Origin of the sequence: Novosphingobium sp. KACC 22771 (assembly GCF_028736195.1) — a bacterium.
GTDB lineage: Bacteria > Pseudomonadota > Alphaproteobacteria > Sphingomonadales > Sphingomonadaceae > Novosphingobium.
Genome location: NZ_CP117882.1, coordinates 337887 through 363376 on the forward strand (window position 1 = coordinate 337887; position 25490 = coordinate 363376).

Annotated in this window: 15 protein-coding genes; 9 read left to right on the plus strand and 6 right to left on the minus strand. The window is 62.6% G+C overall.

Annotation, left to right across the window (positions count from 1 at the left end; genetic code table 11):
* Positions 1–102: 102 nt before the first annotated feature.
* The 3 genes from PQ467_RS18520 (at position 103) to PQ467_RS18530 (ending at position 2773) form a co-directional block, all read left to right on the plus strand.
* Positions 103–1212, plus strand: a complete 1110-nt coding sequence (locus tag PQ467_RS18520) for a helix-turn-helix transcriptional regulator (RefSeq protein WP_274177010.1) — start codon at positions 103–105, stop codon at positions 1210–1212.
* A gap of 102 nt (positions 1213–1314) precedes the next feature.
* On the plus strand, positions 1315–2343 hold the full coding sequence (locus PQ467_RS18525) for a YCF48-related protein (protein ID WP_274177011.1): 1029 nt from the start codon (positions 1315–1317) through the stop codon (positions 2341–2343).
* Positions 2330–2773 (plus strand): VOC family protein, encoded by a 444-nt coding sequence (locus PQ467_RS18530; protein ID WP_274177012.1) that lies wholly within the window; start codon positions 2330–2332, stop codon positions 2771–2773. Before PQ467_RS18525 ends, PQ467_RS18530 begins: the two co-directional genes overlap by 14 nt.
* Here PQ467_RS18530 and PQ467_RS18535 read toward each other — a convergent pair.
* A complete protein-coding gene (locus PQ467_RS18535) occupies positions 2712–3758 on the minus strand; it encodes an AraC family transcriptional regulator (RefSeq protein WP_274177013.1) in 1047 nt (348 codons plus the stop codon). The genes PQ467_RS18530 and PQ467_RS18535 overlap by 62 nt on opposite strands.
* 140 nt (positions 3759–3898) lie before the next feature.
* Between PQ467_RS18535 and PQ467_RS18540 the strand changes: the two genes are divergently transcribed.
* The 3 genes from PQ467_RS18540 to PQ467_RS18550 are packed head-to-tail and all read left to right on the plus strand — an operon-like array spanning position 3899 to position 7243.
* Positions 3899–5230: a glutamine synthetase family protein gene (locus PQ467_RS18540; RefSeq protein WP_274177014.1), complete on the plus strand. Its 1332-nt coding sequence runs from the start codon at positions 3899–3901 to the stop codon at positions 5228–5230.
* Positions 5231–5234: 4 nt separating this feature from the next.
* Positions 5235–5984, plus strand: coding sequence for a glutamine amidotransferase-related protein (locus PQ467_RS18545; protein ID WP_274177015.1), 750 nt, complete (start codon positions 5235–5237; stop codon positions 5982–5984).
* Positions 5981–7243, plus strand: coding sequence for a cytochrome P450 (locus PQ467_RS18550; protein WP_274177016.1), 1263 nt, complete (start codon positions 5981–5983; stop codon positions 7241–7243). Before PQ467_RS18545 ends, PQ467_RS18550 begins: the two co-directional genes overlap by 4 nt.
* Before the next feature lie 38 nt (positions 7244–7281).
* Here the strand turns inward: PQ467_RS18550 and PQ467_RS18555 are convergent, their stop codons facing one another.
* Genes PQ467_RS18555 through PQ467_RS18565 form a run of 3 tightly spaced genes read right to left on the minus strand, consistent with a single transcriptional unit; the run spans position 7282 to position 10265 of the window.
* The gene (locus tag PQ467_RS18555) at positions 7282–7668 is read right to left on the minus strand and encodes a carboxymuconolactone decarboxylase family protein (RefSeq protein ID WP_274177017.1); all 387 of its coding nucleotides are present in this window, start codon (positions 7666–7668) and stop codon (positions 7282–7284) included.
* Complete coding sequence (locus PQ467_RS18560; RefSeq protein ID WP_274177018.1) at positions 7665–8846, minus strand: MFS transporter; 1182 nt, start codon at positions 8844–8846, stop codon at positions 7665–7667. Before PQ467_RS18560 ends, PQ467_RS18555 begins: the two co-directional genes overlap by 4 nt.
* Positions 8847–8900: 54 nt before the next feature.
* A complete protein-coding gene (locus tag PQ467_RS18565; protein ID WP_274177019.1) occupies positions 8901–10265 on the minus strand; it encodes an aminotransferase in 1365 nt (454 codons plus the stop codon).
* 262 nt (positions 10266–10527) lie between these two features.
* Between PQ467_RS18565 and PQ467_RS18570 the strand changes: the two genes are divergently transcribed.
* Positions 10528–11472, plus strand: coding sequence for a LysR family transcriptional regulator (locus tag PQ467_RS18570; protein WP_274177020.1), 945 nt, complete (start codon positions 10528–10530; stop codon positions 11470–11472).
* Positions 11473–11556: 84 nt separating this feature from the next.
* On the opposite strand, the gene PQ467_RS18575 is transcribed toward PQ467_RS18570, so the two are convergent.
* The gene (locus PQ467_RS18575; RefSeq protein ID WP_274177021.1) at positions 11557–12738 is read right to left on the minus strand and encodes an acyl-CoA dehydrogenase family protein; all 1182 of its coding nucleotides are present in this window, start codon (positions 12736–12738) and stop codon (positions 11557–11559) included.
* 378 nt (positions 12739–13116) lie between these two features.
* Here PQ467_RS18575 and PQ467_RS18580 point away from each other — a divergent pair, with 378 nt between their 5' ends.
* Positions 13117–15366: a TonB-dependent receptor gene (locus PQ467_RS18580; RefSeq protein ID WP_274177022.1), complete on the plus strand. Its 2250-nt coding sequence runs from the start codon at positions 13117–13119 to the stop codon at positions 15364–15366.
* 79 nt (positions 15367–15445) lie between these two features.
* The gene (locus PQ467_RS18585) at positions 15446–16021 is read left to right on the plus strand and encodes an NAD(P)H-dependent oxidoreductase (RefSeq protein WP_274177023.1); all 576 of its coding nucleotides are present in this window, start codon (positions 15446–15448) and stop codon (positions 16019–16021) included.
* Between the two features lie 112 nt (positions 16022–16133).
* On the opposite strand, the gene PQ467_RS18590 is transcribed toward PQ467_RS18585, so the two are convergent.
* Positions 16134–25424: an autotransporter-associated beta strand repeat-containing protein gene (locus PQ467_RS18590; RefSeq protein ID WP_274177024.1), complete on the minus strand. Its 9291-nt coding sequence runs from the start codon at positions 25422–25424 to the stop codon at positions 16134–16136.
* Positions 25425–25490 lie beyond the last annotated feature (66 nt).

Genomic DNA, 25490 nt, shown 5'->3' on the forward strand with positions numbered 1-25490 from the left:
TGGTGATATTTACAGAATTGTTGCATCAATACGCAATGCTGCGGCTGCCCATCCTGCACGACTCAAGGCACTCGAAAGCAGCGGATCTGTCGGGGGAAACAGATGATGGATGATGCGGGTATTCTCGGTCGTCTCTATGGCGCGGCGCATGATGCCAGACGGCTGCCGGTCGTGCTGGACGCTCTGCGCGACCGCACCGGCGCGGGCAGCGTCACCATCCATTGGTTCCATCGCCGGGCGGATCGTTTGCGTCATCGCTGGATGGTCGGTTGTTCGCAAACGCCCACCGATTTTGCCGATTTGGGCGCGATGGATGATATCAACCCGCGCACGATCGCCGCGCTCAACCCCGTGCACAGCGGGGTCGTGATGCTGGAAGACAGCCATATTCCCGATATGTTGAGTGATGAAGTTGCCGAATGGCAAAGGAGGCTCCGAAGCAGCGGCCTCGGCCAGTTCATCGGCGCGCGCATGGCCATGGGCGAATTGGGAGAGGTCGGTCTGGCCGTGCATGCGGCCCATGGCGGCCGGACGCTGGCGCCGGATTGCCGTGCGACGCTGACCGCGATGATGCCCCATGTCCGCGAAGTGCTGAAGCTGACAGTGGAAAATGCGGAGCGCGAGCAGGGGCGTGAGAGCATGCGCCTTTTGATCGACCAGATGCGGCTGTGCGTGCTGTTTTGCGACGCATCCGGTTGGATCACCACCGCCAATGCTATGGGGCAGCAGTGGATGACGAATGCCGCCCTCACCTTGCGCGAGCGCTGCGGATCTGGCTATCGTACCCGGCTGGTGGCGGCGGTGCGGGGCATGCTGACGCCTCATCGCCCCAGCGAGATGCGCTGGACGACACCGCAAGGAGACTGGCTCATCCGGGCGATGCCTCTGATGCAGGATGGTTTCGGTGCGATCGCGCCGCCCTTGGGACGCGCCAGCCACGTCATTGTCGGGTGTGATGCCGAGAGCCGGATTTCTCCCGCGCCGGGGGAACTGCTCTCGCTGTTTGGCGTGACGCGGGTGGAGGCCGAACTGTTGGCGCACCTGTGCATGGGCGAGGATCTGCGCACCTTTGCCCAGAGCCGCGGTGTTTCGATCCATACGGCGCGAACCCAATTGAAGCAGGTTATGGCGAAAACCCGCACGCATCGACAGAGTGATCTGGTCCGTATGGTGATGAACAGTCCGGCCAGCCTGTTCAGCTCGCCTCATTGAATTTAACTCTGCATTTTGACAACAATCAATTTATAAATACGCATATTGTTGCAAATGAGTTCCATTCCGGCGGTGGTAAGCCGCCGGAGGGGGAGTTTATCCATGCAAAAGACGCTTTTGGTATCGACCGACGGACAGGCGATCATGCGCAGCCATGATGGCGGCACGAACTGGTACCGCATCAACGTGGGCCAGGATCTGGAATATGATGATTGCGTGCGCTGCCTGCTCGTGGACCTCCGTCAAAACGGCGCGATCTGGGCGGGCAGCGAACGCGGCCTGTTCCGCAGCGAGGATTGCGGCGCGCATTGGCATCAGGTTGATTGCGCACTGAACGGTTTTGCGGTGTGGAAACTGGCCGTTTCGGAAAGCAACCCGGATTACATGTATGCCGGCACCGGATCGCCCACCCGCGCCGCCTTTTTCCGCAGCACGGACGGCGGCAGGACATGGCATCAGACCGACCTCTTGATGCCCGAGCGCTGTGCCGGGGTCAGTCGTCCGCGCATGCTGGCGCTGGCGGTCAATCCGCATGACCCGCTCGATGTCTGGGTGGGCGTGGAGGCGGGGGGCCTGTTTCGCACGCTCGATGGCGGCGATAACTGGCATGAGATCCACACGCAATGGCCCGATCATCCGGGCAACACCGATATACATTCGGTCTTCGTTGTGAATGCCGAGGTGCCGGTGGTTCTCGTCCTCGTGGTCAATGCGCTTTACCGCTCGACCGATGGCGGGCGGACATGGACACGATTTCACGCCCGTGAAACCTGGGGCCTGCGCTATGCCCGCGTGCTGTTGGGCAAACCGGGCAGCGATCGGCACGTTTTCATCGGCATCGGCGATGGCACACCGGGTACGACCACGATGATCCTTCAATCGCAGGATGCGGGCGAAACTTGGCATAGCGCCGAACTGGCGGGCGATCCCAATTCCTGCCTCTGGGCCTTTGGCGCCCATCGCGCCGACCCGCAGATGATGATGGCAGGCACCAAATTCGGCCATCTTTTCATCACCGACGATGGCGGCCGCCATTGGATCAAACAGCGGCGGGAATTCAGCGAGATCACCGATATGGCATGGCTTCCCGGCGTTCCGGCCCAATTGGATTTGCCCCATGAAACGCAATGACCCGGCCCGCCCGATCCGTATCGCCGCCATTGCGCATATCCTGCTGTTTGTTCGTGACTCCGAGGCTTCTGCGCGCTGGTATGGCGACATGCTGGGCATGAAAATCACCGCCCGCAGCGCCGATGGTCCCTATCGGGGCGCCATCTTTCTTTCCTTTGGCCAAAGCGATCATGACCTTGCGCTTTACAGCGCGCCGCCGGGCCAGACGGAACGCGAATTGGGCGAAATCACACTGGAATGGGATGCCGAAATGCAGGATGTCGCGGCCAGACTGGCCCTCTGGCGCCGCGCAGGGGTGGCCGTGGAGGAAATGCGCGATGGCCCGCAATGGACGGGTCTGCGCCTGCGCGACCCGGATGGCCGACCGATCAGCCTTGCCATCGGTTCCTGCGCCGCCATGCCAGAGGTGGCTCGCCCGTTTCGGCCATAAAGGCGCGGGTAAAGCTGGCCGTCTCGCCATAGCCAAGCCTGCTGGCGATTTCGAGGACCGAAAGATCGGAATCCTGAAGCAGGCGGCAGGCCATAGCCGCCCGCTTTTTGCGCAGGATGGTGCGAAATGCCATTCCCTCGCCGCGCAACTGGCGGCGCAGCGTGTCGACGCTGGTATCAAGCCGGGCGGCCACATCGCTGATCGTCACGGCCCGCGCGCCGATGATGCCCGAGAGGATCTGGTCCACCGTCTCGCTCAGCGATGAGGGCGCCGCATCGCGCCGGTCCATCAGCGCGATGTAATGCCGCAGCATCGTCGCCAGCGTCGGATCGGCACGGGCCATCGGACGGACCAGATCGCCCTCATCCAGGACGAGCGCATTGACCCTTTGTTCAAAATAAACGGGGCATCCAAAAAAGCGCTCATAATGGCTCAGGTCGCCGATCCGGGCATGTTCGAAATAGACTTCACGAGGGGCGAAGGCGCCATCAAGCCCCTGCCGGACAAGATGGTGGACATAGGCCAGCGAGAATTCGACGTCGTGGCGGCGCGGGCGCATCGCCTCATCGCTGATAGTATAGGTCAACATGGGCGCGGGCTGGCGGGAAAAGGCAAAGCTGGTCACACCCTGAATGCTGAAGACGTTGTGCGAAAAAGCTTCCAGCCCGGCGCTCAGGGTGGGCGAGCAAAGCAGCACATAGCCGATCGGCCCGACCAGCCCCGGCCCCATCCGATCCGCCAGATCCAGCCCCAGCGTTGGTCGGCCCATGTTTTGCGCCAGCTTTTCGAACAGGCGCATATAGGTGGCAAGCGGAATGGCGGGCGGCATACCGTCAGCGCCGCTGTGGCCCGAGAGGCTGTTGTGGCGCAACCCTTCGCCCGCCAGCAGGCGCGATGCCTCCAGCCTGGTCACGCCTGCGGCGCGGATAATGCCTTCGAGAACTTTGGCCTGAATCAGTGCGGGCGCATGAAGCGTGGAGATCATGTCGCAGAGTATCAAAAATCTGCATGAAAATATCAATAAATTGACACGGTGAATGATAGGTTTTCCTTATTCAGAAAACAGGTGACCGGCCACGTGCGGCCTCGCGCAGAGCAGCCGAGGATCACCCAAAGGGGACATCCATGACAATTGCATCCGGTGATCGTTTTGTGACCGTGGCGGTGGTGGACACCAACGGCCTGCTGCGCGGGCAAAAGCTGGCGGGAGAGGACCTGCCCGGTATTCTGGAAAACGGAGTAGGCATGTCTCCCGCGCAGCTTGCACTCGATCCCACCGATATTTTTCTCGACATGCCCGGCGTCATCGATGACAGCGCCGATTTCCACGACAGCCAGTTGGCCGTGGATCGCGCAAGCCGCGTCACCATGCCCTTTGAACAGCCCTGCGACAGCGGGCTCTATTTTGCGCAATTTACTGGCGAGGCGGCTGAATTTTGTCCGCGCAGCCTGCTGGCCAAGGTGTTGGCGCGCGGCGCGGATATGGGGATGCAGCCGCGCATCGGTTTTGAGCTGGAATTCACCCTGTTCGATGAAACCCCTGCCAGCCTTGCCGCCAAGGGTTTCGAGGACCTGACCACAGCCACCCCGCATGCCAGCCACGACCTGCTCATCTATCAGGCGTTTCAGTCCGAATTTTATGGTCAGGTGGCCGATATGGCCCAAACGCTGGGCATCCGCCTCGGCAAGATGCATGAGGAAATCGGCGGCGGTTTCATGGAGGCCTGTGTCGGGCCGGGCCGTGCCGACGCCACAGCCGATCAGGCCGTACTGCTCAAGAATTTCCTCAAAGTTCTGGCCATGCGGCGGGGGCAGACGGCCTGCTTCATGCCGCGCTGGTCGCTTGAGGCGGACAGCCAGTCCTCGCATCTTCATCTCTCGCTGCTGGATGGTGAGGGGGTGCCCCTGTTCTGGGATGCGCAGCGGCCTGATCGCATGTCGGACACCTTCCGCCATTTCATCGGCGGTTTGCAGCGCTTCCTGCCCGAAGTCATGCTGCTGTTCGCGCCCACGGTGAACAGTTGGCGCCGCTTTGCTCCCGGCACTTTCGCGCCGCCCGCCTTCACATGGGGCATCGAAAACCGCACCACGTGTCTGCGTGTTGTGGGCCATGGTCCGGGCTCGATCCGGGTGGAAAACCGGCTGCCCTGCGCCGATGGCAATCCGCAACTGGTGGCGGCGGCTTCCATTGCGGCGGGATTGGCGGGGATTGCAGGCCGGATCGAACCGGGCGAGCAGACCGTCGGCAATGGTTATGCCGCGCCGCCCGCTGATGCCGTTCCCCTGCCCGATGGCATGGAGGCGGCGATTGCCACGCTCGAGGGTTCCGCCTTTGCCCGCGAATGGCTGAGCGTGCGTTTTGTCGAAACCTATTGCGCCACACGCCGGGCGCAACTCGCCCAATTCGCGGGCAAGACGCTGATTGACGAACGTCGCCGCTTTTTTGAACTGGGATAAGCGTATGATTACGATAGGAATTCTGGAATGCGGGCGTAATCTGGAGCGATGGCTGCCCGAACATGGCGGTTTTGCCGACTGGTTTCCCCCGCTTCTGGCGAAGGCCGATGGGGATTGCGCCTTTCGGGTCTATGCCGCCGTCGATGGCGAACTGCCGGAGGATCCTGACCTGTGCGATGCGTGGCTGCTGACCGGCAGCCCGGCCAGCGTTTATGAGGACAGGCCATGGCAGCAGGCGCTGACCCGCTTTGTGCAAAAGGCGGTTGCGCAGCGCCCGGTGGTGGGCATCTGTTATGGGCATCAGCATCTGCATGTCGCGCTCGGCGGGCGGGTCGGTCTGCATGACAGTTGGGGCGTGGGCATCCATGCCTATGCCGTACAGACCATGCCCGAGTGGTTGCCGCAAGAATTGGCCGCGCAAAGCGCGGGAGGACTGCGCATGATCGCCCTGCACCGAGATCAGGTGGTGGAGCCTGCACCCGGTACAAAGGTGCTGGCCGCCGATGACCATTGCCCGCTGGCGATCACCACGATCGGCGACAATGTTCTGACCATTCAGGCGCATCCGGAAATGACCCGGGCGCAGGCCGCCGAAATTTATCGCCACCATTATCACGACATAGGCCCCGCCGCCGCGCAGGAGGCCATCGACAGCCTGCCGGGCGCGCTGGACGCCGCGCTGGTGGCGCATTGGATCATCGGTTTTATCCGCGCCCGCCTGGCCGCGCGCGATCATAAGGGAGAGACGGCATGATGGCGCAAGACACCATTCCCACCACAAGACTTGATTTGTCCGACGCCGGGATCTGGCACAAGGCAGTGCCTTACGAGGAATTTGCCCGAATGCGGCGCGAGGCTCCCGTGGCATGGAACGAGCGCCACGATGGGCACAAGGGCTTTTGGGCCGTGGCCAGCCATGAGGCGATCATTGCGGTTTCGGCCGATACCGAAACCTATTCCTCACGCCATGGTGTCATCAGTCTGGACGATTTCGACAGCGCGCAGAATGATGCGCGCCGCACCCTGCTGGAAATGGATGCGCCCCAGCATGGTCCGATGCGCAAAATCACCTTTTCCGGCTTCTCGCCCAAGGGCATCGCCCATCTGGAATCCGCGATCCGCGCCAAGGCGGTCAGCCTGCTCCAAGGGCTGATCGATGCCGGGCCGTTCGATGCGGTGTCGCTCTTGTCGAAACAATTGCCCATTTCAACGCTATGCTCGCTGCTGGGCGTGCCGATGCAACGGCAGGAGGACATGATCCGCTGGAGCGACCTGCTGATCGGTTCGGACGACCCCGATTTCGTCGATCCGGCCTATGCGGACTTTCCGGAAGATGAGCGGCGGATGCTGCCCTTTGGTCATCCGGCCTCGCTCGACGCCTTTGCCATGGGGCGCGAATTGGCACAAGTGCGCAGGATATCGCCGCAAAATGATGTCGTCTCGGTTTTGGCCAATGCCACGGTGGATGGCCGACCGCTGACCGACAATGAATTCTGCAATTATTTCCTGATGCTTGTGGTGGCGGGCAATGAGACGACACGCCATTCGATTTCGCATGGGCTGGCCGCTCTGGCCGACAATCCGGGCGAATGGGCGCGCTTTCGCGCCGAGGCGCTCAATCCTCGTCTGGCCACCAGCGAGATCGTGCGCTGGGCCAGCCCGGTGTTTTTCGTGCGCCGTGTGGCCATGCGCGACGCCCGACTGATGGGCGCCAACATCCGAGTGGGCGACAAGGTGGCGATGTATTTCATCTCGGGCAACCGGGACGAAGCCTATTTCGACCAACCCGACCGCTTCATCATCGACCGGGCGCAAAATCCGCATATGGGTTTTGGCAAAGGCGGCCCGCATTATTGTCTGGGCAATCATGTGGCCCAGTTGCAGATCCGCATCCTGCTGGAGGAAATGGCCTTGCGCGTGGCGCGGATCGAGGTGGAGGGTCCAATGGACCGGCTGCGCAGCAACCATGTCCACGGCGTCAAATCTTTGCCCATCAGCCTGCACAGCGCATGATCGACCGGGGCCGGGGCATTCACCCCGGCCTTTTCGCGTCATTCGGGCGCAGCGTCCATTTCCGCAAACACCTCTTTGGCCATGTGGAAAGAGGCGATCCCGGCAGGCACCCCGGCATAGACCGCCACCTGTAACAGAACCTCACGAATTTCCTCGCGCGTCAGCCCATTGTTGAGAGCGGCGCGAATATGCAGGCGAAACTCTTGCGACCGGTTGAGGCAGGCGATCATCGCGATGTTGATCAGGCTGCGGTCGCGCCGCGCCAATCCGGGGCGCGACCATACCTCGCCCCAGCAATAGGCGGTGGACAGTTCCTGCATCGGGCGCATGAAGTCATCCGCCGAGGCCATCGCCGCATCGACATAATCAGCGCCCAGCACCTCGCGGCGAATGGCAAGACCGCGATCAAAAGGCGTGTCGCTCATGCCTTTGACCCCCGGCCCAGCATCTGCTCCGCCGCCACGCAGCCGATGCCCATCAGCATCGTGACCGAGGCGAGCGTGATGGCAACGCCAAACGAACCACCCGCCACCGTGGGCGCGGCAACCGCAGGGCCAAGGCCCATGCCAAAGGTCTGAACCGCGCCCATGGCGCAAACCACGCGGCCCCGGCTGTCGGCATCGGCGCAGAGGCCCGAAAGCAGGGGCTGGGCAAAATTCCACCCGCCCCAGATCAGGAAGTTGCCCAGTTCAAATGCGGCGGCCCCGACATGGCCATTGAGCAGTTCAAACCCGGCGATCGCAATCACCCCGCCGATCAGGATCGGCCACACGCGCCCCCAGCCTTGCGGCAAGGCCGCCGCCGCCAGGGCGCCCAGAATGCCGCCCACCATGCCCAGCGACAGGCCATTGGCCACAGTCTGGGCGCCAAGGCCGGAGGCATGGCCAATCCGTTCGGCATAGGACCACACCGCGCTGATCGCGAAGAACACGAAAAGCACGGCGGTCAGGCCGAACAACGTCTTGCGCCAGTCCACCCGGCCGGAAAGATCGAAATGGGCTTCGTCACGTTGCCCATCGGGAAAGGCGACAATGCCTAGCGCCGTAAGGGCGGTCAGCCCCACGCTCGCCATGAAAATGGCGGAAGGCGCATAGCGCGCCTGAAGCGCAGGCAAGGCAAAGAGCAGCACCGCCGCCACGATTCCGCTGACCACCAGATACCAGGCAAAGGCGCGGTCAGGATTGCGCGCCCGGCCCAGTGCGGCAAAGGAGAAGCCGATGGCCATGCCTTCGCCAAGCCCCGAAATCGCCCGCGCGGCGGCGATCGCGCCATAGGAATGCGACAGGCCGGTTGCCATATCACCCGCCGCAATCAGCAGCAGCGCCATGGCCATGGCCATGCGCCATGACAGCCGCGTCAGCAACAGCGTGCTGATGGCGATGGCGACGGCCATGGCGTTCAGGTTCCACGAGGCGATATAGCCCAGATGTTCGTCATCCACGCCCGATTGCGCCGCAATCAGGCCCAGAATGCCCGGCGTGGCATAGACAAACAGCGCGCCGACAAAACCAATGACAATGGCGCTGATCAAACCCGCCGTGCCGAGCCTTTCGGCATGGCGGCCCAGATTGGCCTGTCCTTCGATGGTGGAAACATGATCCATGGCAAGGCCCAGTCTGTATGAAGAAAAATCAGCGCCAGTGTGAATTGACCGCGATCAGGCAGGCAATACGTCGTTCACGGCAGCGGCGAATTTGTCCACCAGTTCGTCCACTTCGGCCCGGTTGATGACCAGCGGCGGCGCAAACACCAGCGTATCGCCCAAAGCGCGGGTGATAAGGCCGCGCGCGGCGGCGGCTTTCAGCACTTGCCGCCCGGTGCGGTCGGCCATGGGCAGCGTTTCCTTGGTGGCCCGGTCCTTGACCAGTTCGATGCCCACCATCAGCCCCTTGCCGCGAATATCGCCCACGGCGCGGTGATCGCCGATGGCCGCGCGCATCTGGGCAAACAGATAGTCGCTCTGCTGCTGAACATTGGCAAGGATGTTCTCCTCATCGATCAGGCGGAGCGAGGCAAGAGCGGCGGCCGCGCCGACGGGATGCGCCGAATAGGTAAAGCCATGGCCGAACAGGCCGGCCGCCGCCGCGTTGCTCTCGATCACATCCCACACCTTGGGCGAGATAAAACAGGCCGACATCGGGAAGTAGCCGCTGGTCACGCCCTTGGCCGAGGTGATGAGGTCGGGCTCGACATTATACATCTGGGCGCCCCAATAGGTGCCGAGGCGGCCATAGCCGGACACCACTTCATCCATGACCAGCAGGATGTCGTTGCGGCTCAGGATCGGCACGATTTCCTCGAAATAGCCTTCGGGCGGGGGGATCAGGCCGCCAGCGCCCATCACCGCCTCTGCAAAGAAGGCGCCGATGGTGTCCGCGCCCTCGCGTTCGATCAGTTCCTCCAGTTCCTTGGCCAGATGGCGCGAGAATTCGCGCTCGCTCATGCCTTCGGGGGCCTTGCGATAGTAATACGGCGCGCTGGTGTGCACAATCGGCCCCATCGGCAGCAGGAAGGGCGAATGCATGCCGGGCAGGCCGGTCATGCTGGCCGTCAGCACCGCCGAGCCGTGATAGGAATTCCAGCGACAGATCAGCTTCTTCTTTTCCGGCTTTCCGCGCAACTGGTTGTAATACCAGATCAGCTTGGCCTGGGTTTCATTGCCGTCGCTGCCCGATGCGCCAAAGAAAACACGCGACATCGGGACGGGCGCGCGCTTGAGCAGTTCCTCGGCGCATTCGACGGCCACATCGATCGACATGCCGTTGAACGCATGGAAAAAGGACAGGCGGCGGCTTTGCGCATCCATGGCCGCCGAGATTTCCTCGCGCCCATAGCCCAGATTGACGCACCACAGGCCCGCCATCCCGTCCAGATATTCCTGGCCGTGGATGTCTGTGATGCGCACACCCTTGCCCGTGGCCATGATCGTGGGGCCGTCCGCCATCAGATCGCTGATCGCGGTAAAGGGATGGAACAGGCTTTGCTGGTCGATGGTTCCGGCGCGCTGAATATCCAGGGTCATGTCATGTCCTATTGGCTGGGAAGGGCAAGCCGCAAGGTTGCCCATCGGGTTTCTCCCCCTTCGATCCAGCGTGGGTGAAGGGATTATTATCTGCAACAGTTATAGTAAATAGACGATGTTTGTTGTCAAGGGTAAACATTGGCCCTTTGTAGCCTCCCACTGTTTACCACCGGCAAGCGGTGAGCCATAAACGAGGGCTTTGTTTCCCGGGCGATATGCGGCATCAGCTTGACTTGAAGGCAGAAGAGGGGAATCTGGAGCGATGGACGACAAGCTTGAAATCAATAACGTCATCGCCATGATGTCTTTTGCCGAGGTGGTCAGCACCGGCAGTTTCTCGGCGGCGGCAACCTCGCTGGGCTATTCAAAAGCGGCCGTCAGCCGCCAGATTTCGCGGCTTGAGGCCAGCGTGGGCATGAAGCTGCTGGAGCGCAACACGCGCACCGTGACGCTGACCCCGGTGGGGCGCGAAATGTACGCCCGCTGCGCCCGCATCGTGGACGAGGTGAACGAAGCCAACCGTGTGATGAACGGGATGCAGCAAAAGCCGCGCGGCGATCTCAAGGTCAATGCGCCGGTGGTTTCCTCGCTGTTCGATCTGACCAAGATCATCCCGCGTTTCCTGCAGGCCTATTCCGATATTCGCCTGTTCATCAATCTCTCGGACAGCCGGGCCGATCTGCTCAAGGGCCGATTCGATGTCTCGTTCTGGATCGGTGAACCTTATGACGCCAATCTCGATTCGGTGTTGCTGCGCGAATATCCGATGGTGCTGGTGGCCTCGCCGGCCTATCTCGACCGCGTGGGGCGGCCCAAGGCAGCCTCCGATCTCAAGGAGCATGTCTGCATTTCGGAAACCCACCTCTCGCAATTGGGCGAATGGCGGCTTTCCAAGGATGTGACGGTGGCGATCGGGCGCGGACCGCTCACGTCGAACTCGGTGCGCATGGCGCGCGAGGCCTCGCTGCAGGATCTGGGCGTCAGCTATATGCCGCGTTTTCTGGTGGCCGATGACATTGATGCCGGAAGGCTGGAGGTGCTGTTGCCCGATCTGGTGACCGAAACGATCCCGCTCCATCTGCTCTTTCCCAAGGGCAGCTATATGCTCTCCAAGGTTCGCGCCTTTGTCGATTTCGTCGCCTCGGAAGTGCGCGAAGGCCCCGCTGCCAGCGTGGGCGGGGGCATTGCCTTGACCCAGGCCTATTGAGCGAAAAAAGGGGGGCGCCCCAGCTGCGGCGCCCCATCAGGGTGGGTGATTGGCGGGACATGGCAAGGCGTCCCGCAGGATTGGTCAGAGATCGAGGCAATCGTTGGGAAAGCCGAAAGACATCGCCCCCAGATTGCGGAAATAGGGTACAGGATTGTTCGCCACATGCGCGCGGGCGGTGTGGATGTCGAGAAATGCGTTCTGGACCACATTGCCGCGATAGATGGCCTTGCCGCCGCTGTAGAGCATGATCTTGTCGATCGCCGTCACGCATCGGCTGACGGTTGAGGTGGTTGACGCCCCCAGTTCGGCGCGACGCTCAAGGGGCCAGTCATTGCGCTCGGCCCGATCGACCATCTCTGCCAGATCGCGGTTAAGCCGCATATCCAGATCATCCAGCGTCAGTTTCACCTCGGCGATGGTTTCCTGAATAGCGCTGTCGCCCGCGATGCGCTGGCCGGTATAGGTGGTGCGCTTTTCCCGCGTCGCTTCGATAAAGGTGTCGAGCGCGCGTTGCAGGGTGCTCAAGGAAGTGGTCGAAACGGTGCGGTTGAACACTTGCGCGAAGGGAATGCGATAGAGCGCGCCTTTATTGACGGCATGGCCGGGGCATTCCATCCGGAACATGTCAAATTCGCGGATCACGCGGTGTTCGGGGACAAAGGCACCCTCGACGAGAATGTCGTTGCTGCCCGTACCTTGCAGGCCCATCACATCCCAATTCTTCAGGATCTGGTAATCGGCGCGCGGGATCAGGAAGTTATACGGCTCAACGCCCGGCGCACCATCCTCACGCGTCACATTGGCGCCCAGAATGACCCAGTCGCAATGCTGCGAACCGCTGGAAAAGGCCCAGCGGCCGCTGAGGCGATAACCGCCCTCGACCCGTTCCACCTTGCCCACCGGCATGTAGGACGAGCTGATCCGCACCGAATTGTCCGCGCCCCAGACGTCCTGGGCGGCGCGATCATCGAACAGCGCCATTTGCCAGTTATGCACCGCCACCACGCCATAGACCCAGGCGCTGGCCATGCAGCCCAGCGCAAGCTGGCGGGCGATGTCGACATAGACCTTGGGCGACAATTCATAGCCACCATAGGCCTTGGGCTGAAGCACCTTGTAAAAGCCGGCGTCCACAAATTCCTGAATGGTCTGATCGCTGACCTGGCCGTTGCGGCGCGTCTCGGCTTCGCGCTCGCGCAATACCGGGATCATGTCGGCGGCGCGCTGCACCAGATCCTGCGCCAAAGTGGACGACGCGCCCATGGGACTCTCCTCTTTCGATAGGCTGGCGGACATTTCGGACTCCTCTCGAATCGCTGTCGCTCGTTACGGTGATATAAGGTTGCCATAATGCAATCAAGTACGTCAATAGGCGCATACTGTTGCGTTAAGGCAACGTCTATAAAATAAGAAATATTGATAAAAAACATAGGTATGGATCAAAATGATCCCTCGTGTACCGGGCGTTCAAGTCCCTTCTTTGGTGAAAGTGTAACGGCGAATTTTAGAGGTTGCATTTACGCAACAATGATCAATAATAATTGCAAATCGTTGCTCTCGGATAACGAGGGGACAGACTCGCAGGTGAAACTCCGCTGCATGTGATGCGGCGGGTTCTGTGTTGATGAAAGGGAGACCATGATGAACCACCGCCAAAGCCTCAAACGCGATCTCATTCTGGGATCTGCCATGGCCATCCTGCTTGCCACGTCCGCGCATGCGGCCGAAAATGCCGCTGCCGACGCGGCCGGGACGGACGCCGCACCCATGGCCGGCGAAATCGTGGTGACAGCGCAGAAACGCCAGCAGAGTCTGCGCGATGTTCCCCTGTCCATTGCCGCACTGGGCGCCGATGAGATGAAGGCGGTCGGGCATCAGGACGCCACTGCGCTTGTCACCCGCCTGCCCAGTTTCCAGGTGCAGCAGTTCAGCCCCAGTTCGGTGATCTTCAACATCCGCGGCGTATCGCAAAACGATTTTGCCGACAGTCAGGAAGCTCCGATCGCCTTTTACAATGACGAAGTGTACGGCGCGGCGCTTTCGGCGATCAGCGGCCAGAATTTCGACCTTGAGCGCATCGAGGTGCTGCGCGGCCCGCAAGGCACGCTGTTTGGCCGCAACGCCACGGGCGGCCTTGTGCAATATATCACCGCCAAGCCGACCAAAAAGCTGGAGGCCGCCGCCTCGCTCACCCTTGGCGACTATGGCGAAGTGGGCGTGGATGCTTTTATCAGCGGGCCGCTCTCCGACCGCGTCCGTGCGCGTCTGGCCGTGACCAGCGATGATTACGGCGGTTATATCCAGAACCTGTCGGGCCCCAATGTGGGCAGCCGCCATTTCTTTGGCGCGCGAGGTCAGATCGAGGGCGATATCGGGGTCAGCGGTCTGTTGCGCGTCAAGGTGCAATATCTGCAGAACCGCAGCGAAACCAGCGCGCCCTATACATGGCTGGCCGCGCAGCCCAATGCCGATGGTCTGGGCGTTCCCAATCCGGGGCAGCCGGACAATCTGGGTTATATCAACACGAACCCGTCGCCCTTCGTGCAATCCTTCAACAATGTGCCGCGTTTCCGTCGCACGTTCTGGAGCGTTTCGGCGCGCTATGAACAGCCGCTCAACGACAATATCCAGTTCGTTTCGATCACCGATTATCAGCACGTGACCAAGCATTACGGCGAAGACACCGACATGACGCCGCAAAGCGTCTTTGACTATTATCAGGACCAGACCCAGTGGCAGGCCTCGCAGGAATTTCGTCTGTCGGGCAAGACCGATCGCCTGAACTGGGTGGCGGGCATTTATGGGCTGGTGATCGACGCGGATGCGCGCGCCACCATCGATGGCCAGATTCCGGGTTTCCTTGTCGGGCGCCTTCAGGCGGGCGGGCCGCAGAAAACGCTCAGCTTCGCCCCCTTTGGCCAGTTTGACTACAAGGTGACCGACAAACTTACCCTGACGCTGGGCGGCCGCTACAGTTGGGATCGCAAGAAGGACGATTATTTCCACTCGGTGGTGGGCGATTACGGCTATTCCACCGGGGTTGTCACGCTGAACGGCGTGGATGATCGGTTCAATCCGGCCAACAACCCGCTGGCCGTGCAATACTTCCGCAACTGGTCGGGCAAGGTTGGGCTGGAATACCGCCCGGCCAAGGATATGCTATTTTACGCAGGTATTAACCGGGGCACCAAGAGCGGCGGCTTCGATATTCCCAATTTCCTTATTCAGGATGCCAACGGCAATTATCTCAACAACACCATCCCCTATCGTCAGGAAGTTTTGACCAATTACGAAGGCGGCTTCAAGATTTCCGCTCTGGACCGCAAGCTGGATTTCAACGGCTCGGTGTTCCACTATAAATATAGCAATTATCAGGCATTTATCATTCAGGGGCTGACGGCGGTCATTACCAATCTGCCCGCCCGGATCACGGGCGCGGAAATCGAGGTGGCGCTTCGCCCGATTTCAGGCATGCGTCTGGGCGCCTTTGCCACCTATCTTGACACCAAGATCAACAATGTCGCGCTGCCCTCCGGCCGGGTGACGGACCGCGTGATGCCGCAGGCGCCTACCTGGAGCGCGGGCTGGAATGCCAGCTATTCCTTTGCGCTGGGCAAGGGCGACGTGAATATGAGCACGGATTGGCGCTATGATGGCGATTTCTACTTCTCGACCTTCAATGCGCCCATCGATCTGGAAAAGTCGCATGTGATGGGCAATGCCCGCATCGGCTACACGCTGGGCCATTGGTCGATCACGGCCTTTGTCAACAATGTCACCAACAAGCGCTTCCGGGTCTATGATCTGGATAACAGTCTTTCGCTGGGATCGGCGCAGGCCACCTTTGCCCGCCCGCGCTGGATGGGTGTGACCTTCGGCTGGAAGATGTAAGCCCGCCCCGCGTTTTTCCGCTGCCCCGTGGGGCCGCGGAAGGGGCGGGCGGTCTTTCCGAAATGGAGCAGGGTTGAGGATGAGTAAAAAGGTCGTGATACTCGCCGGGGGAGGCGGATCGTCGAAAACCAGCCTGTTGGTGGCGTGGATCGCCTCGCAAATGGCAGGTTCTGATATTGAGATCGAAAATGTTCGATTGGCTGACCTCGATTGCAGGGCGCTGGGCAGTTTCGACCTTGCCGATCCGGGCGTTGCGCGCATGCTGGCTTTGGTCAATGCCGCACACGGCGTGATCGTCGCCACCCCGATTTACAAGGCATCCTTTGCCGGAGTGGTCAAACTGGCGCTGGACGTCCTTCCCCAATTCGGTCTTGCGGGCAAGGCTGTGCTGCCCGTGGCCACGGCGGGCAGTCTGGCTCATGCCTTGGCGCTCGATTATGCCCTGCGCCCCGTGCTGCAGTCCATGGGCGCGCGTTATATCGTGCAATCCACCGTGGCGAGCGAAGCCGACTGGGTTGCCAACGAGATGGGCCCCTCGCTGCTGGCCCATACGCAGGCCATGCTGTCGCGGGCGGTGGAGCATTTTGCCTTCGCGCTCGACAGCAGGGTCGAGGTGCTCCAGCTTGGATCTCCGCGTGTTTTGATGGAGCCGTAACACCTGATCGGATGCTGTCGGCCTGCCGTGGGGCGCGGCGCTTTCCAACCAAGAAAAAGGGGCCGGCATGAAAGCCGACCCCTTTCTCATTTCGGTCATGTCAATGTCGAGATCAGAAGGCGATGCGCGCCCCGCCGCCAAAGCGGAACAGGCCATTGTTGCCCACGCCGCCATCGGCATTGATCTGCACATTCGGGCTGAGGGTGAAGCGCAGACCCGCGCTGGCCTGTACCCGGTCGGCGGCAAGGCCGCTGCCCTTGATCGAGAACGAGATGGGGTCGGCCACCTGCGTTGCGCCAATCATCGTCTGACCATTGCCGAAGGCATGGGTGTAGCCCAGATCGACATAGCCGCCCACCACCTTGGAGAAGCCGTAATCAAACTTGGCGCGCAGACGGCCAAGCTGCTGATTGCGGTTCATCGCCGCGATGCTGAACTGGTCAAGCGAGCTGACCGTGGGGCTGCTTTCGGTAAAGCCCTTCACCTTTTGCGTCATGCCCATGTATTCCGCGCTCAGGTCGACCGTAAGCGGGCCATAGGCCTTGAGATATTCAAACCCGCCGCCATAGGTCGTGGTGCTGGCGCCGCTGGTGCTGTAATCGGCCGCACCGGTCAGGGTCACGCGCTTGCCATGGGCCGAGTAGGTGCCATAGGCAAAGCGTGCGAACACGCGCAGGGCCTGATTGCCCGTCAGCGGGGCCGAGACGCCCGCCGCGAACTGATCCCCCGGCATCGAACCCGACAGATAATCGTTCGAATAGGTGCCGTTGGTGTGGCTGTAGGTGGCATTGAACTGGGCAAACTTCAGATCGCCCGAGAAGCCGATGTTATAGGCCGTGCCGCGATGCCGGTTCCAGCTGTCGCCCGCAACCTTGACGCCATCCATGCCGCTGCGCTCGATCGAGCCGGTGGCGCGGATGTGGCCGGGGTTGAGCTGTTGATAGCCGCCCACCTCGGCCAGACCGTCGAGCGAGGCAAGCTGCATCTGATCCAGGATCGCGCCATAGCCCTGCGGCGACCAGCGCTGGAAGACGCTGGCGGTGTTGGCCCCGCCTGCGGCCAGCGCCGAGGTAAGGGCGCCCAGCAGATTGCCGCCGTAATACTGAGCCGTGCCGCCGGTCGTGTTGACCAGCATCTTGCTCAGGATCGCCTTCTGGTTGTCGGTTGTGGCCACCGCGGCGGCAAAGCTGGCCGGGGTATAGCTGCCCATGCCATAGACGGTGCCGTTCGACAGGTTGAAGGCCACTGGCTGGGCAAAGTTCGACGTGACCACCGAGCCGAAGAAGCCCGAAGTCTTGCCCGGCGCGACCTTGAAGATCTGGATGCCCGAGCCCAGCGGGATGACATAATTGTTGGCAGGCAGCGACTTGGTGAGGTTGAGCACCGAAGAGCCCGACAGCGACAGGTTGCCGGTCACGATGATCTGGTCATAGCCGCCGGTCGCGCCCGCCCCGGCATTGCCGTCGATCTGCATGATGGCGGACGCATTGTTGGCAAAGCTCAGATTGCCGAAGGTGAGCACGCCCGGCGAATTGCCCGGTGCGATCGTGCCCGCCGTGGTGCCGCCGACAAAGGTGTTGCCGGTGATTGACCCGTTGCCGGTGATCGCGCCGCTGTTGACGACATAGGTGTTGGTGGAGGTCACCAGACCCGTGGTCGCCCCGCTCTGGCCCAGATCGATGCCGTTGCCCATGTGCAGCAGGGAGCCAGCGACATTGACGGTGGAGGCCGCGACGCTGCCCGACAGGTTGACGGTCGAATTGGTCAGCGTCACGGTCGGGGCAACGATGCTGCCGGTCGGCGTGACGTTGAGGGTCGTGCCGGTGCCCGTCGTAAAGGTGCCCGAGGTCGAGCTGGTCTGGCCGCTAAGGTCGAAGGTGCCGTTGGTCACCGCGACATTGCCCGTGCCCTGCACCGCGCCGCTGAACGATCCGCCATTGGCCAGCGTCAGAACGTTGGTGCCGATATTCAGCACGCCGCTGCCGGTCAGATTGTGGATGGTCTGATTGGCCTGCAGGGTCAGCGTGCCGGGCGTGTCGATCTGTACATTGAGCGCATGGTCGAGCAGGTCGGCCGTGGCCACCGTCACCCCGCCAAAGTGGATCGAGAGCGCGCTGGGAGCAAAGCTGTCGACCCCGCCGTTCAGCGTGAGGACACCCGTGCCATACTTCTGAACCGTGCCCGTGCCGTTGATGACGCCCGAATAGGTGCCGTTGGCGGTCTGGTTGAGGTTGAAGGTGCTGGTGCCGTTCAGCGTGATCGTGCCGCCGGTGCCCGAAAGCGTGCCGGTGGTCAGCGTGGCATTGTTGCTGGTAACCAGGCTGCCCGCATTCTGGGTATAGGCATTGGCGACATAGAGGTCGGCCTTGGCCGCAATCGCGCCGCTGTTGGTCAGGCTGTCGAACTGATAGGCGTTGCCAGCATTGAGCGTCAACGTGCCGCTGTTGGCTACATTGTGGTCAACCAGCAGCGAGGACGAGGCGGTGAAAGTGCCCGCATTGTTCAGGCTGCCCAGTTCCGAGAGCGTCCCGGCGTTGAGATTGACCGTGCCGCCCGCACTGTTGGTCGCGGCCCCGGTGACCAACAGAACCGAATTGACGTTGAGCATGCCCGCATTGGCAAGGCTGCCAAAGCTGCTGCCGCCGGTCGTGCCCAGATTGGCGGTTGCCGAGGCGCCGTTGGTGAACAGCCCTGCCACCTGCAGCACGCCTTGCGAGGTCAGCGTGCCGGTGTTGGTGAGCGCGCCGCCGATCGTGCCGGTGCTGCCTTGAGCGAAGGCGAGGGTGCCTGCGTTCGAGACCGCGCCGCTGCTGGTCAGCGCGCTGTTGATGGTGGCGGCGGCGCCCGCATTGTTGGTCAGCGATGCCAGCGAAAGCGCCGCATTGACGGTCGTGGCGCCGCTGTTGTTGATCGAGCCGATCGTATCGGCCGCACCGACGATCAACGCGCCCGCCGCGCCGACCGTTACGTTCAGCGTATCGGCAAACGTGCCGCCCGGCGTGGTGTCAATCGTGCCGCCATTGACGGTCAGCGGACCGGTAAAGGTGCTGGCGCCGCTCAGCAGCAGCGTGCCGTTCCCGCTCTTGGTCAGCGCCCCGCCGCCGGTGAACACGCCCTGATAGAGCGAGTTGCCCGACTGGTTGAGGTTGAGCGTACCATTGGTATCCAGATTGATCACGCCCGTCGCCGCGCCCAGCAGATAGGGCGTGTTGACCGTGCGCGTGGCCGCACCCAGCACATTGAGAGTGCCGTCAACCTGCGTATAGGAGCTGGTGGACAGATCCGCCGACAGGTTCGTTACGCCCCCCACGTTCGTGTAGAGCGAGGTGACGGACTGGTCGGTCAGCAGATTGAGCACAGGGGCCGCGCCCTGCTGCTGCGGATTGACGTAAAGCGCCATGTTGCTGCTCAGCGCATTGGCGCTGGCGACGTTGAGCGTGCCGTTGGCCACTTCAAGCAATGAGGCCATCACGCTGCCCGCGCCGCCGTTCAGTGTCAGCGCCGCATTGCCATATTTGAAGATGTTGGCGCTCGAGGCATTCCCGCTGAGCGAACCGATCATGCCCGAATAGGTGCCGTCGGCGGTCTGGTTAATGGCCCAGCCCGTGCCGTCGCCCAGCAACACCGAGCCGCCCGCGCCCGAGAAGCTGCCGGTGTTCATCACCAGATGATCGGCCAGCGAGAGCGTACCGGCATCCTGCACATAGGCGCCCGAAACGGACAGATTGTCCGAAGCGTTGATCGTGCCCGAATTGTTCAGGCTGCCGAACGTGGGCGCCGCGCCCAGATGCAGGTTCAGCGTGCCGGTGGCGCTGTTGGTGACATTGCCGGTCACGTTCAGCGGCGTCCAGGCGTCGATCAGCCCGTTGTTCAGCACCGAGCCGAACTGGCTGGTGCCGTTGTTGGCATAGATGCCCGAGCCGAGCGTGGTGGTGCCGGTGGTGTCATTGGTGAAGCGGCCCGCAACGCTCAACGTGCCGCGCGAGCGCAGGTCGCCGGTGTTGACGAGATTGCCCGCAAGGTTTTCCACCGAGCCGGTGCTGAAGCGGGTCGTGCCTGCGTTGCTGACATCGCCCGATGCGTTGAGCGTGTTATAGACCTGCGTATAGCCGGTCGCGGTCGTGTTCAGCGTGTTCAGGCTGATCGCGGCAGCGACATAGGTGGTGCCGCTGTTGTTGAGCGAGCCGATCGTGTCATTCACGCCCAGATAGAAGCCCGCATTGGCCGCAACCGTGGCATCAAGCGTGTCGGCAAAGGTGCCGGTCGATACGGCCTGGACCCAGCCTGCATTGATGTTGAGCGGGCCGGTAAACGTGTTGGCCCCGGTCAGGTCAAGCACGCCATTGCCGGTCTTGGTCAACCCGCCAGCGCCCGAGAAGATCCCGTTGTAGGTCGAATAGCCCGACTGGTTGAGGACCAGCGTGTTAGCCGCATTGTAGAGCCCGCCTAGATTGACGTTGCCCGCCGCGCCGCCGTTAAAGCCTGCGGTGTTGATCGTGCGGGTGGCCGCCGTTTCGGTCGTCGGATCGCCCGCAACCGTGCCGATCACATTCATCAGGCCGTTGTTGGTGACGGTGCTCGACGTGGTCAGATCGGCGACAAGGTTGGTGGTGCCATTGTTGAGCAGGCCGAGGATCGACTGATCACCCAACAGCGACAGCGTACCGGCCGCATCGGTGCGGACGGGCAGCGCGCCGCCCAGAATGCCCGCATTGGCAACCGTCACACCGCCCTCATGAACGATGAGCTGTCCCGGCGCAAAGCTGCCCGCAGCCCCCGCCAGCGTCAAGGTGGCCAGGCCCTGCTTGTAAACGCCGCCCGTGCCGGTCACAACGCCCGAATAGGTGCCGTTGGCCGACTGGTTGATGGTAAAGACATTGCCCGTGCCGCCCAGCGAGACCGTGCCGCCCGTGCCCGAGAAGCTGCCGGTGGTGATCGTCTTGCCGCTGGCCACGTTCAGCGTGCCCGCGTTCTGGGTATAGGCGCCCGAAACGTTGAGCGAGTCATTGACCCCCACCGTGCCCGCATTGGTCAGGCTGCCGAACTGCCCTTGCGAACCTGCATTCAGGGTCAGCGTACCCGTGCTGCTGTTGGTCACGGCATGGGTCACCGTCAGCGGCGAAGAGGCCGTCAGCGTGCCGTTGTTGGTCAGACTGTCAAGCAGCGTCCAGCCCGCCGAGCCCAGCGTGGCGATGCCGGTGGTGTCATTGGTCAACAGGCCCGCAACGGTCAATTGTCCCGCCGAGGTCATCGTGCCGGTGTTGTTCAGCGCGCCGCCGACCGAGCCGGTCGAACCCGAAGCGAAAGCCAGCGTGCCCGCGTTCGACACATCGCCCGAGCTGGTCAGCGATCCGTTGATCGTGGCCGTGCCGGTGGCATTGTTGGTCAGCGTGGCAAGGTTGAGCCCGGCATTGACCGTGGTCGCGCCGCTGTTGGTCACCGAATGGATCGTGTCATTCGTACCCACCACATAGGCGCCCGATGCGCCCACCGTCACATCCAGCGTATCGGCAAAGGTGCCGCCCGCAGCGGTGTTGATGGTGCCGCCGTTGATTGCCAGCGGCCCGGTGAAGGTGCTGGCCCCGGCCAGATTGAGCACGCCCGCGCCCGTCTTGGTCAGCCCGCCGGTGCCGGAGAAAATGCCGTTGTAGGTCGAGTTGCCCGACTGGTTGATGACCAGCGTGTTGGCCGCATTATACAGCCCGCCCAGATTGACATTGCCGGTGGCGGCGCCGCCGAAACCGGTGGTGTTGATGGTGCGCGTGGCCGCCGTCTCGCTCAACAGGTTGCCCGCAAGCGTGCCCACCACATTGAGCATGCCATCATTGGTCACCGTGCCCGAAGCGGTCAGATTGCCGGAAAGATCCCAAATCGCATTGGCATTGTTGCTGGCGCTGGCCGCCGACAGGTTGGCCATTTGCCACAGCGCGCCATTCGCCTGATTGGTCACGCCGCCCACAACCGTTGTCGAACCCAGCAGCGAGAGCGTGCCCGAATTGGTGATCGAGTTGGCGCTCAGCGTGTTGCCAAAGGTGGTGGTGCCCGCATTGGTGATATCGGTGGCGGTGGTGGCGCCCGCGGCCACCAGCATGGCGCCCGCCGCCACATTGGCCGTGGTCAGCGCTTCTGCGCCGCCCAGCACCAGGCGGCCCGCATTCACCTGCACCGAACCGCCCGAAATGGCGTTCATCAGGCGACCGCTGGTCGTGCCATTGGTGGTCGAAACCTGACCGCCATTGACGGTGATGCCGCTCAGGCTGTTCTGGCCCGTCAGCAGCAGCGAGCCGGTATAGCCGTTATAGGCATCATTGACCGTCAGCGTGCCGCCCGAAATCGCGCCCTGCATGGTTGCGTCAAAGCTGGTGCTGCCGTTGGTGGTCGCGCCGCTGTTGTGCAGCACCGCGATCTTGCCATCCAGCCCGCTCAGGTTGATGGCGTTGAGGAAATTGACCGAGCCGGTGGCATCGGTCGCATCCGAACCGAACACCAGCGTGCTGCCCGAGGTGACAAAGCCGCCCGCGTTCCAGGTGAGCGCAGGGCCGACGCCGCCGTTGATGGAGCCCAGATTGATGGTCAGACCGTCCGAGGTGGCCGCAAAGCCGCCGCTGCCCGCCCAGGAGACGTTGTTGGGCTGATTGCCGACGGCGCGGCTGAACGTACCGCCCGAAAGCAGAACACCGGCCGAGCTGGTCGAAAGGCCCGTGCCGATCGTGCCCGACCCGTCAAACAGGATATGGCTCATGGCATTGATGCCGGTGCCGTCCTGCGCCTGCAGCGTGGCGCCCGAAATCTCGGTCGTGCCCGAATAGGTGTTGGTGCCAAAGAACTGCACCGTGCCGCCGCCCACGATCTTGAGCGAGGCGCCGCTGCCCGCCGCGATCGAGGCCGTGCCGATGCTGGCGGCGCTGTCATCCGCGATGGAATCATAGAAGGTGATCTTGTTGCCGGTGCCCGGCTGCAGCGTCACGTTGCTGCCGGTCATGATGAACATGTCCGCGCCCGCCGCCTGGCCTGCCGCGCCGCCATTGTTGCTCGACCCGGCCAGCGCCGCGTTGTTCTGGAAAATGCCGTTGCCCTGCAGCACCAGCGTACCGCCGTTGCGCACAAAGATCGCGCCGCCAAAGCCCGAGCCGCCACCGCCGCCCGAGGTGCCGGTCGAACCCACGCCGCCGCCGAAACCAGCAACGCCGCCCGCGCCCGCCGCGCCCGCGATGCTTTGGCCGCCCGAGCCGCCCGCGCCGCCGAGACCGCCCGAACCGCCGCCCGCGCCAAAGCCGCCCGCGCCGCCCGCGCCGCCCGCACCGCCTGCGCCGCCGTCGGTCTGCGAGAGCGCGCCCGCGCCGCCCGAACCGCCCTGGCCGCCCGCGCCGCCGCCGTAGAAGGTCGAGCCGTTGCCGCCATTGCCGCCCTGGCCGCCCGCGCCGCCATGCGCCACGGTGCCGTTGGCCAGCGCGATGTTCCACGTCACCAGCGCCAGAATATCATTGGCCAGCGTCACGCCATCAAGCGCCGCGCGCGCCACCTTGATCGCCGACACGGCGAAATTGGGGGTGAACTGGGCCAGAGCCGCCGCCGCTTCGGCAATGTCAAAACCAAGGGTAAAGGCATCATTGGCCACCGCCAGCGTGCCCTGGGCGTTGAAGGGCACGCCCGCGCTGCCGCTGCCGCCCACGCCGCCGCGTCCGCCCGGCGCATTGGTGCCGTTCGATGCATTGCGCCCGTTATTGCCCGGCGAGCCTTCGCCATCGACAAAGATCGCGGAAAAGGCGCTGCCATCCGCGCCGCCGGTGCCATTGCCGCCCACGGTGCCGATATAGGCCAGATTGTTCATCGAGCCGCCGGTGTTGAGATTGCCGGCCGCTGCGTTGACCTGATAGGAAACCGTCTTGGTGACCGGATCGATGGCGGTGATCACGGCATTGGCGGGCACATTGTCGCCCACCAGCAGATGACCCACGGTGAGGCCCGTGGTGGTGCCCACCGTGACCACGCCGCTGCTGCCGCCGGTCTGGTTGATGGCCAGCACGGGGTTGAAGGTGAGGATCTGCTTGCTGGCATTGATGGCCGACACGCCGTTGGCGGCAATGACATTGCTCAGCGTGATCTGGTTGGTGGTGGTGTCGATCGCGGTGATGACGGTGCCGTTGGGAATGCCGGTGCCCGACACGGTTTCACCCACGGCAAGGCCGGTGAGGGAATTGACCTGAACCACAGCGTTGCCGCCGGTGTTCGAGATCAGCGGGCTGAAGGTGCCCTTGAAGGAATAGACCTGGCTCAGATCGACCTGATTGGACAGGGTGATCGCGCCGGTATTGGCATCGACCGCGGTAACGACCGTGTTGGCCGGAACGCCATTGCCGGTGATGACCATGCCCACTTTGAAGCCGGTCATGCCCGCGATCGGGGTAATCGTGTTGGACAGCGTGCTGGTGCTGCTGGTCGCAAAGCGGGCAACGTTGACTTCGGTCACCGAAACGGCGGTGACGGTGACGTTGCTGACCGCATGGTCAAGTGTGAAGCCGGTGATGACCGGGTTGCTCGGATCGCTTGAGTCATACGTGATCGAAGCGATGCTGGCGGTTGTGCCGTCCGAGAGGAAAACCTGCTGTCCGCGCTGGAGCATGGAAACGTGAACCGGGCTGCCCAGCGTCACGGTGGTGCTGCTGAAAACGACCGTGCCGGTCACAAGATCCGAGGTGGGCAGCGCAATCGGATCGGTAAAGGTGATAAGATTGAGCGCGTTGCCATTGGCATCGACACCCACATTGGCAATGCTCGAAATGGTCGAGCCGACCGTGCCGGCGACGCTGGCGCCGTTGCTCTGGCCTGCCACGGCGACGCCTGCGCCCTGGGTGACCAACTGGTTGTCGCCGGTGGCCACCACGCCGGTCAGGTAATACTGGCCGTTCACGTTGGTGATGAGGCTGTTCGAGCCGTTGGAAAGCGAGGGGCGATAGATCTGCGCGGCGCTGGCATCGGCGGTGACGCCGGTCACCGTGAACGCGATGGGGGCAACCGACGAGGTGGCGATGCCGCCGCCCTGGCCGCCGGTGACGGTATTATTGGCAAAGCTGACGTTGTTGAGGGTAAGCGTGGCGCCATTGTCGACGAAGAAGACGCCGCCAAGACCCGCACCGCCGCCCGATCCGTTGCCGCCCGCGGTGGCATAATTGGTGAAAACGGTCTGGCTGCTGTTGCTGCCCACCGAAAGCGTCGGTCCGGTCACCTTTGTGGGATTGGCGCTCTGGAGCGAGGTGTCGCCTGAAACAACATAGCCTGTGCCGCCATTGCCGTTGGTCACATTGACCGGGAGGCTTTGGGCCAAAGCGGCGGTCGGAACCGAGGCCATGGCGCCAAGAGCAAGGACCGAGCTGGAAAGCAACCATCCGCGACGCTGTTTCATAACTATCCACCTGTTCACGAGAAAAACCAAACGAACAGGGCGCGACAAACCATCCGCGCCGACGCA

Coding starts and splice junctions, on each gene's coding strand:
- PQ467_RS18585 (WP_274177023.1), top strand. CDS start 15,446: ATGAGTAAAAAGGTCGTGATACTCGCCGGGGGAGGCGGATCGTCGAAA.
- PQ467_RS18530 (WP_274177012.1), top strand. CDS start 2,330: ATGAAACGCAATGACCCGGCCCGCCCGATCCGTATCGCCGCCATTGCG.
- PQ467_RS18580 (WP_274177022.1), top strand. CDS start 13,117: ATGAACCACCGCCAAAGCCTCAAACGCGATCTCATTCTGGGATCTGCC.
- PQ467_RS18570 (WP_274177020.1), top strand. CDS start 10,528: ATGGACGACAAGCTTGAAATCAATAACGTCATCGCCATGATGTCTTTT.
- PQ467_RS18575 (WP_274177021.1), bottom strand. CDS start 12,738: ATGGGCGCGTCGTCCACTTTGGCGCAGGATCTGGTGCAGCGCGCCGCC.
- PQ467_RS18590 (WP_274177024.1), bottom strand. CDS start 25,424: ATGAAACAGCGTCGCGGATGGTTGCTTTCCAGCTCGGTCCTTGCTCTT.
- PQ467_RS18535 (WP_274177013.1), bottom strand. CDS start 3,758: ATGATCTCCACGCTTCATGCGCCCGCACTGATTCAGGCCAAAGTTCTC.
- PQ467_RS18520 (WP_274177010.1), top strand. CDS start 103: ATGATGGATGATGCGGGTATTCTCGGTCGTCTCTATGGCGCGGCGCAT.
- PQ467_RS18565 (WP_274177019.1), bottom strand. CDS start 10,265: ATGACCCTGGATATTCAGCGCGCCGGAACCATCGACCAGCAAAGCCTG.
- PQ467_RS18540 (WP_274177014.1), top strand. CDS start 3,899: ATGACAATTGCATCCGGTGATCGTTTTGTGACCGTGGCGGTGGTGGAC.
- PQ467_RS18545 (WP_274177015.1), top strand. CDS start 5,235: ATGATTACGATAGGAATTCTGGAATGCGGGCGTAATCTGGAGCGATGG.
- PQ467_RS18550 (WP_274177016.1), top strand. CDS start 5,981: ATGATGGCGCAAGACACCATTCCCACCACAAGACTTGATTTGTCCGAC.
- PQ467_RS18560 (WP_274177018.1), bottom strand. CDS start 8,846: ATGGATCATGTTTCCACCATCGAAGGACAGGCCAATCTGGGCCGCCAT.
- PQ467_RS18555 (WP_274177017.1), bottom strand. CDS start 7,668: ATGAGCGACACGCCTTTTGATCGCGGTCTTGCCATTCGCCGCGAGGTG.
- PQ467_RS18525 (WP_274177011.1), top strand. CDS start 1,315: ATGCAAAAGACGCTTTTGGTATCGACCGACGGACAGGCGATCATGCGC.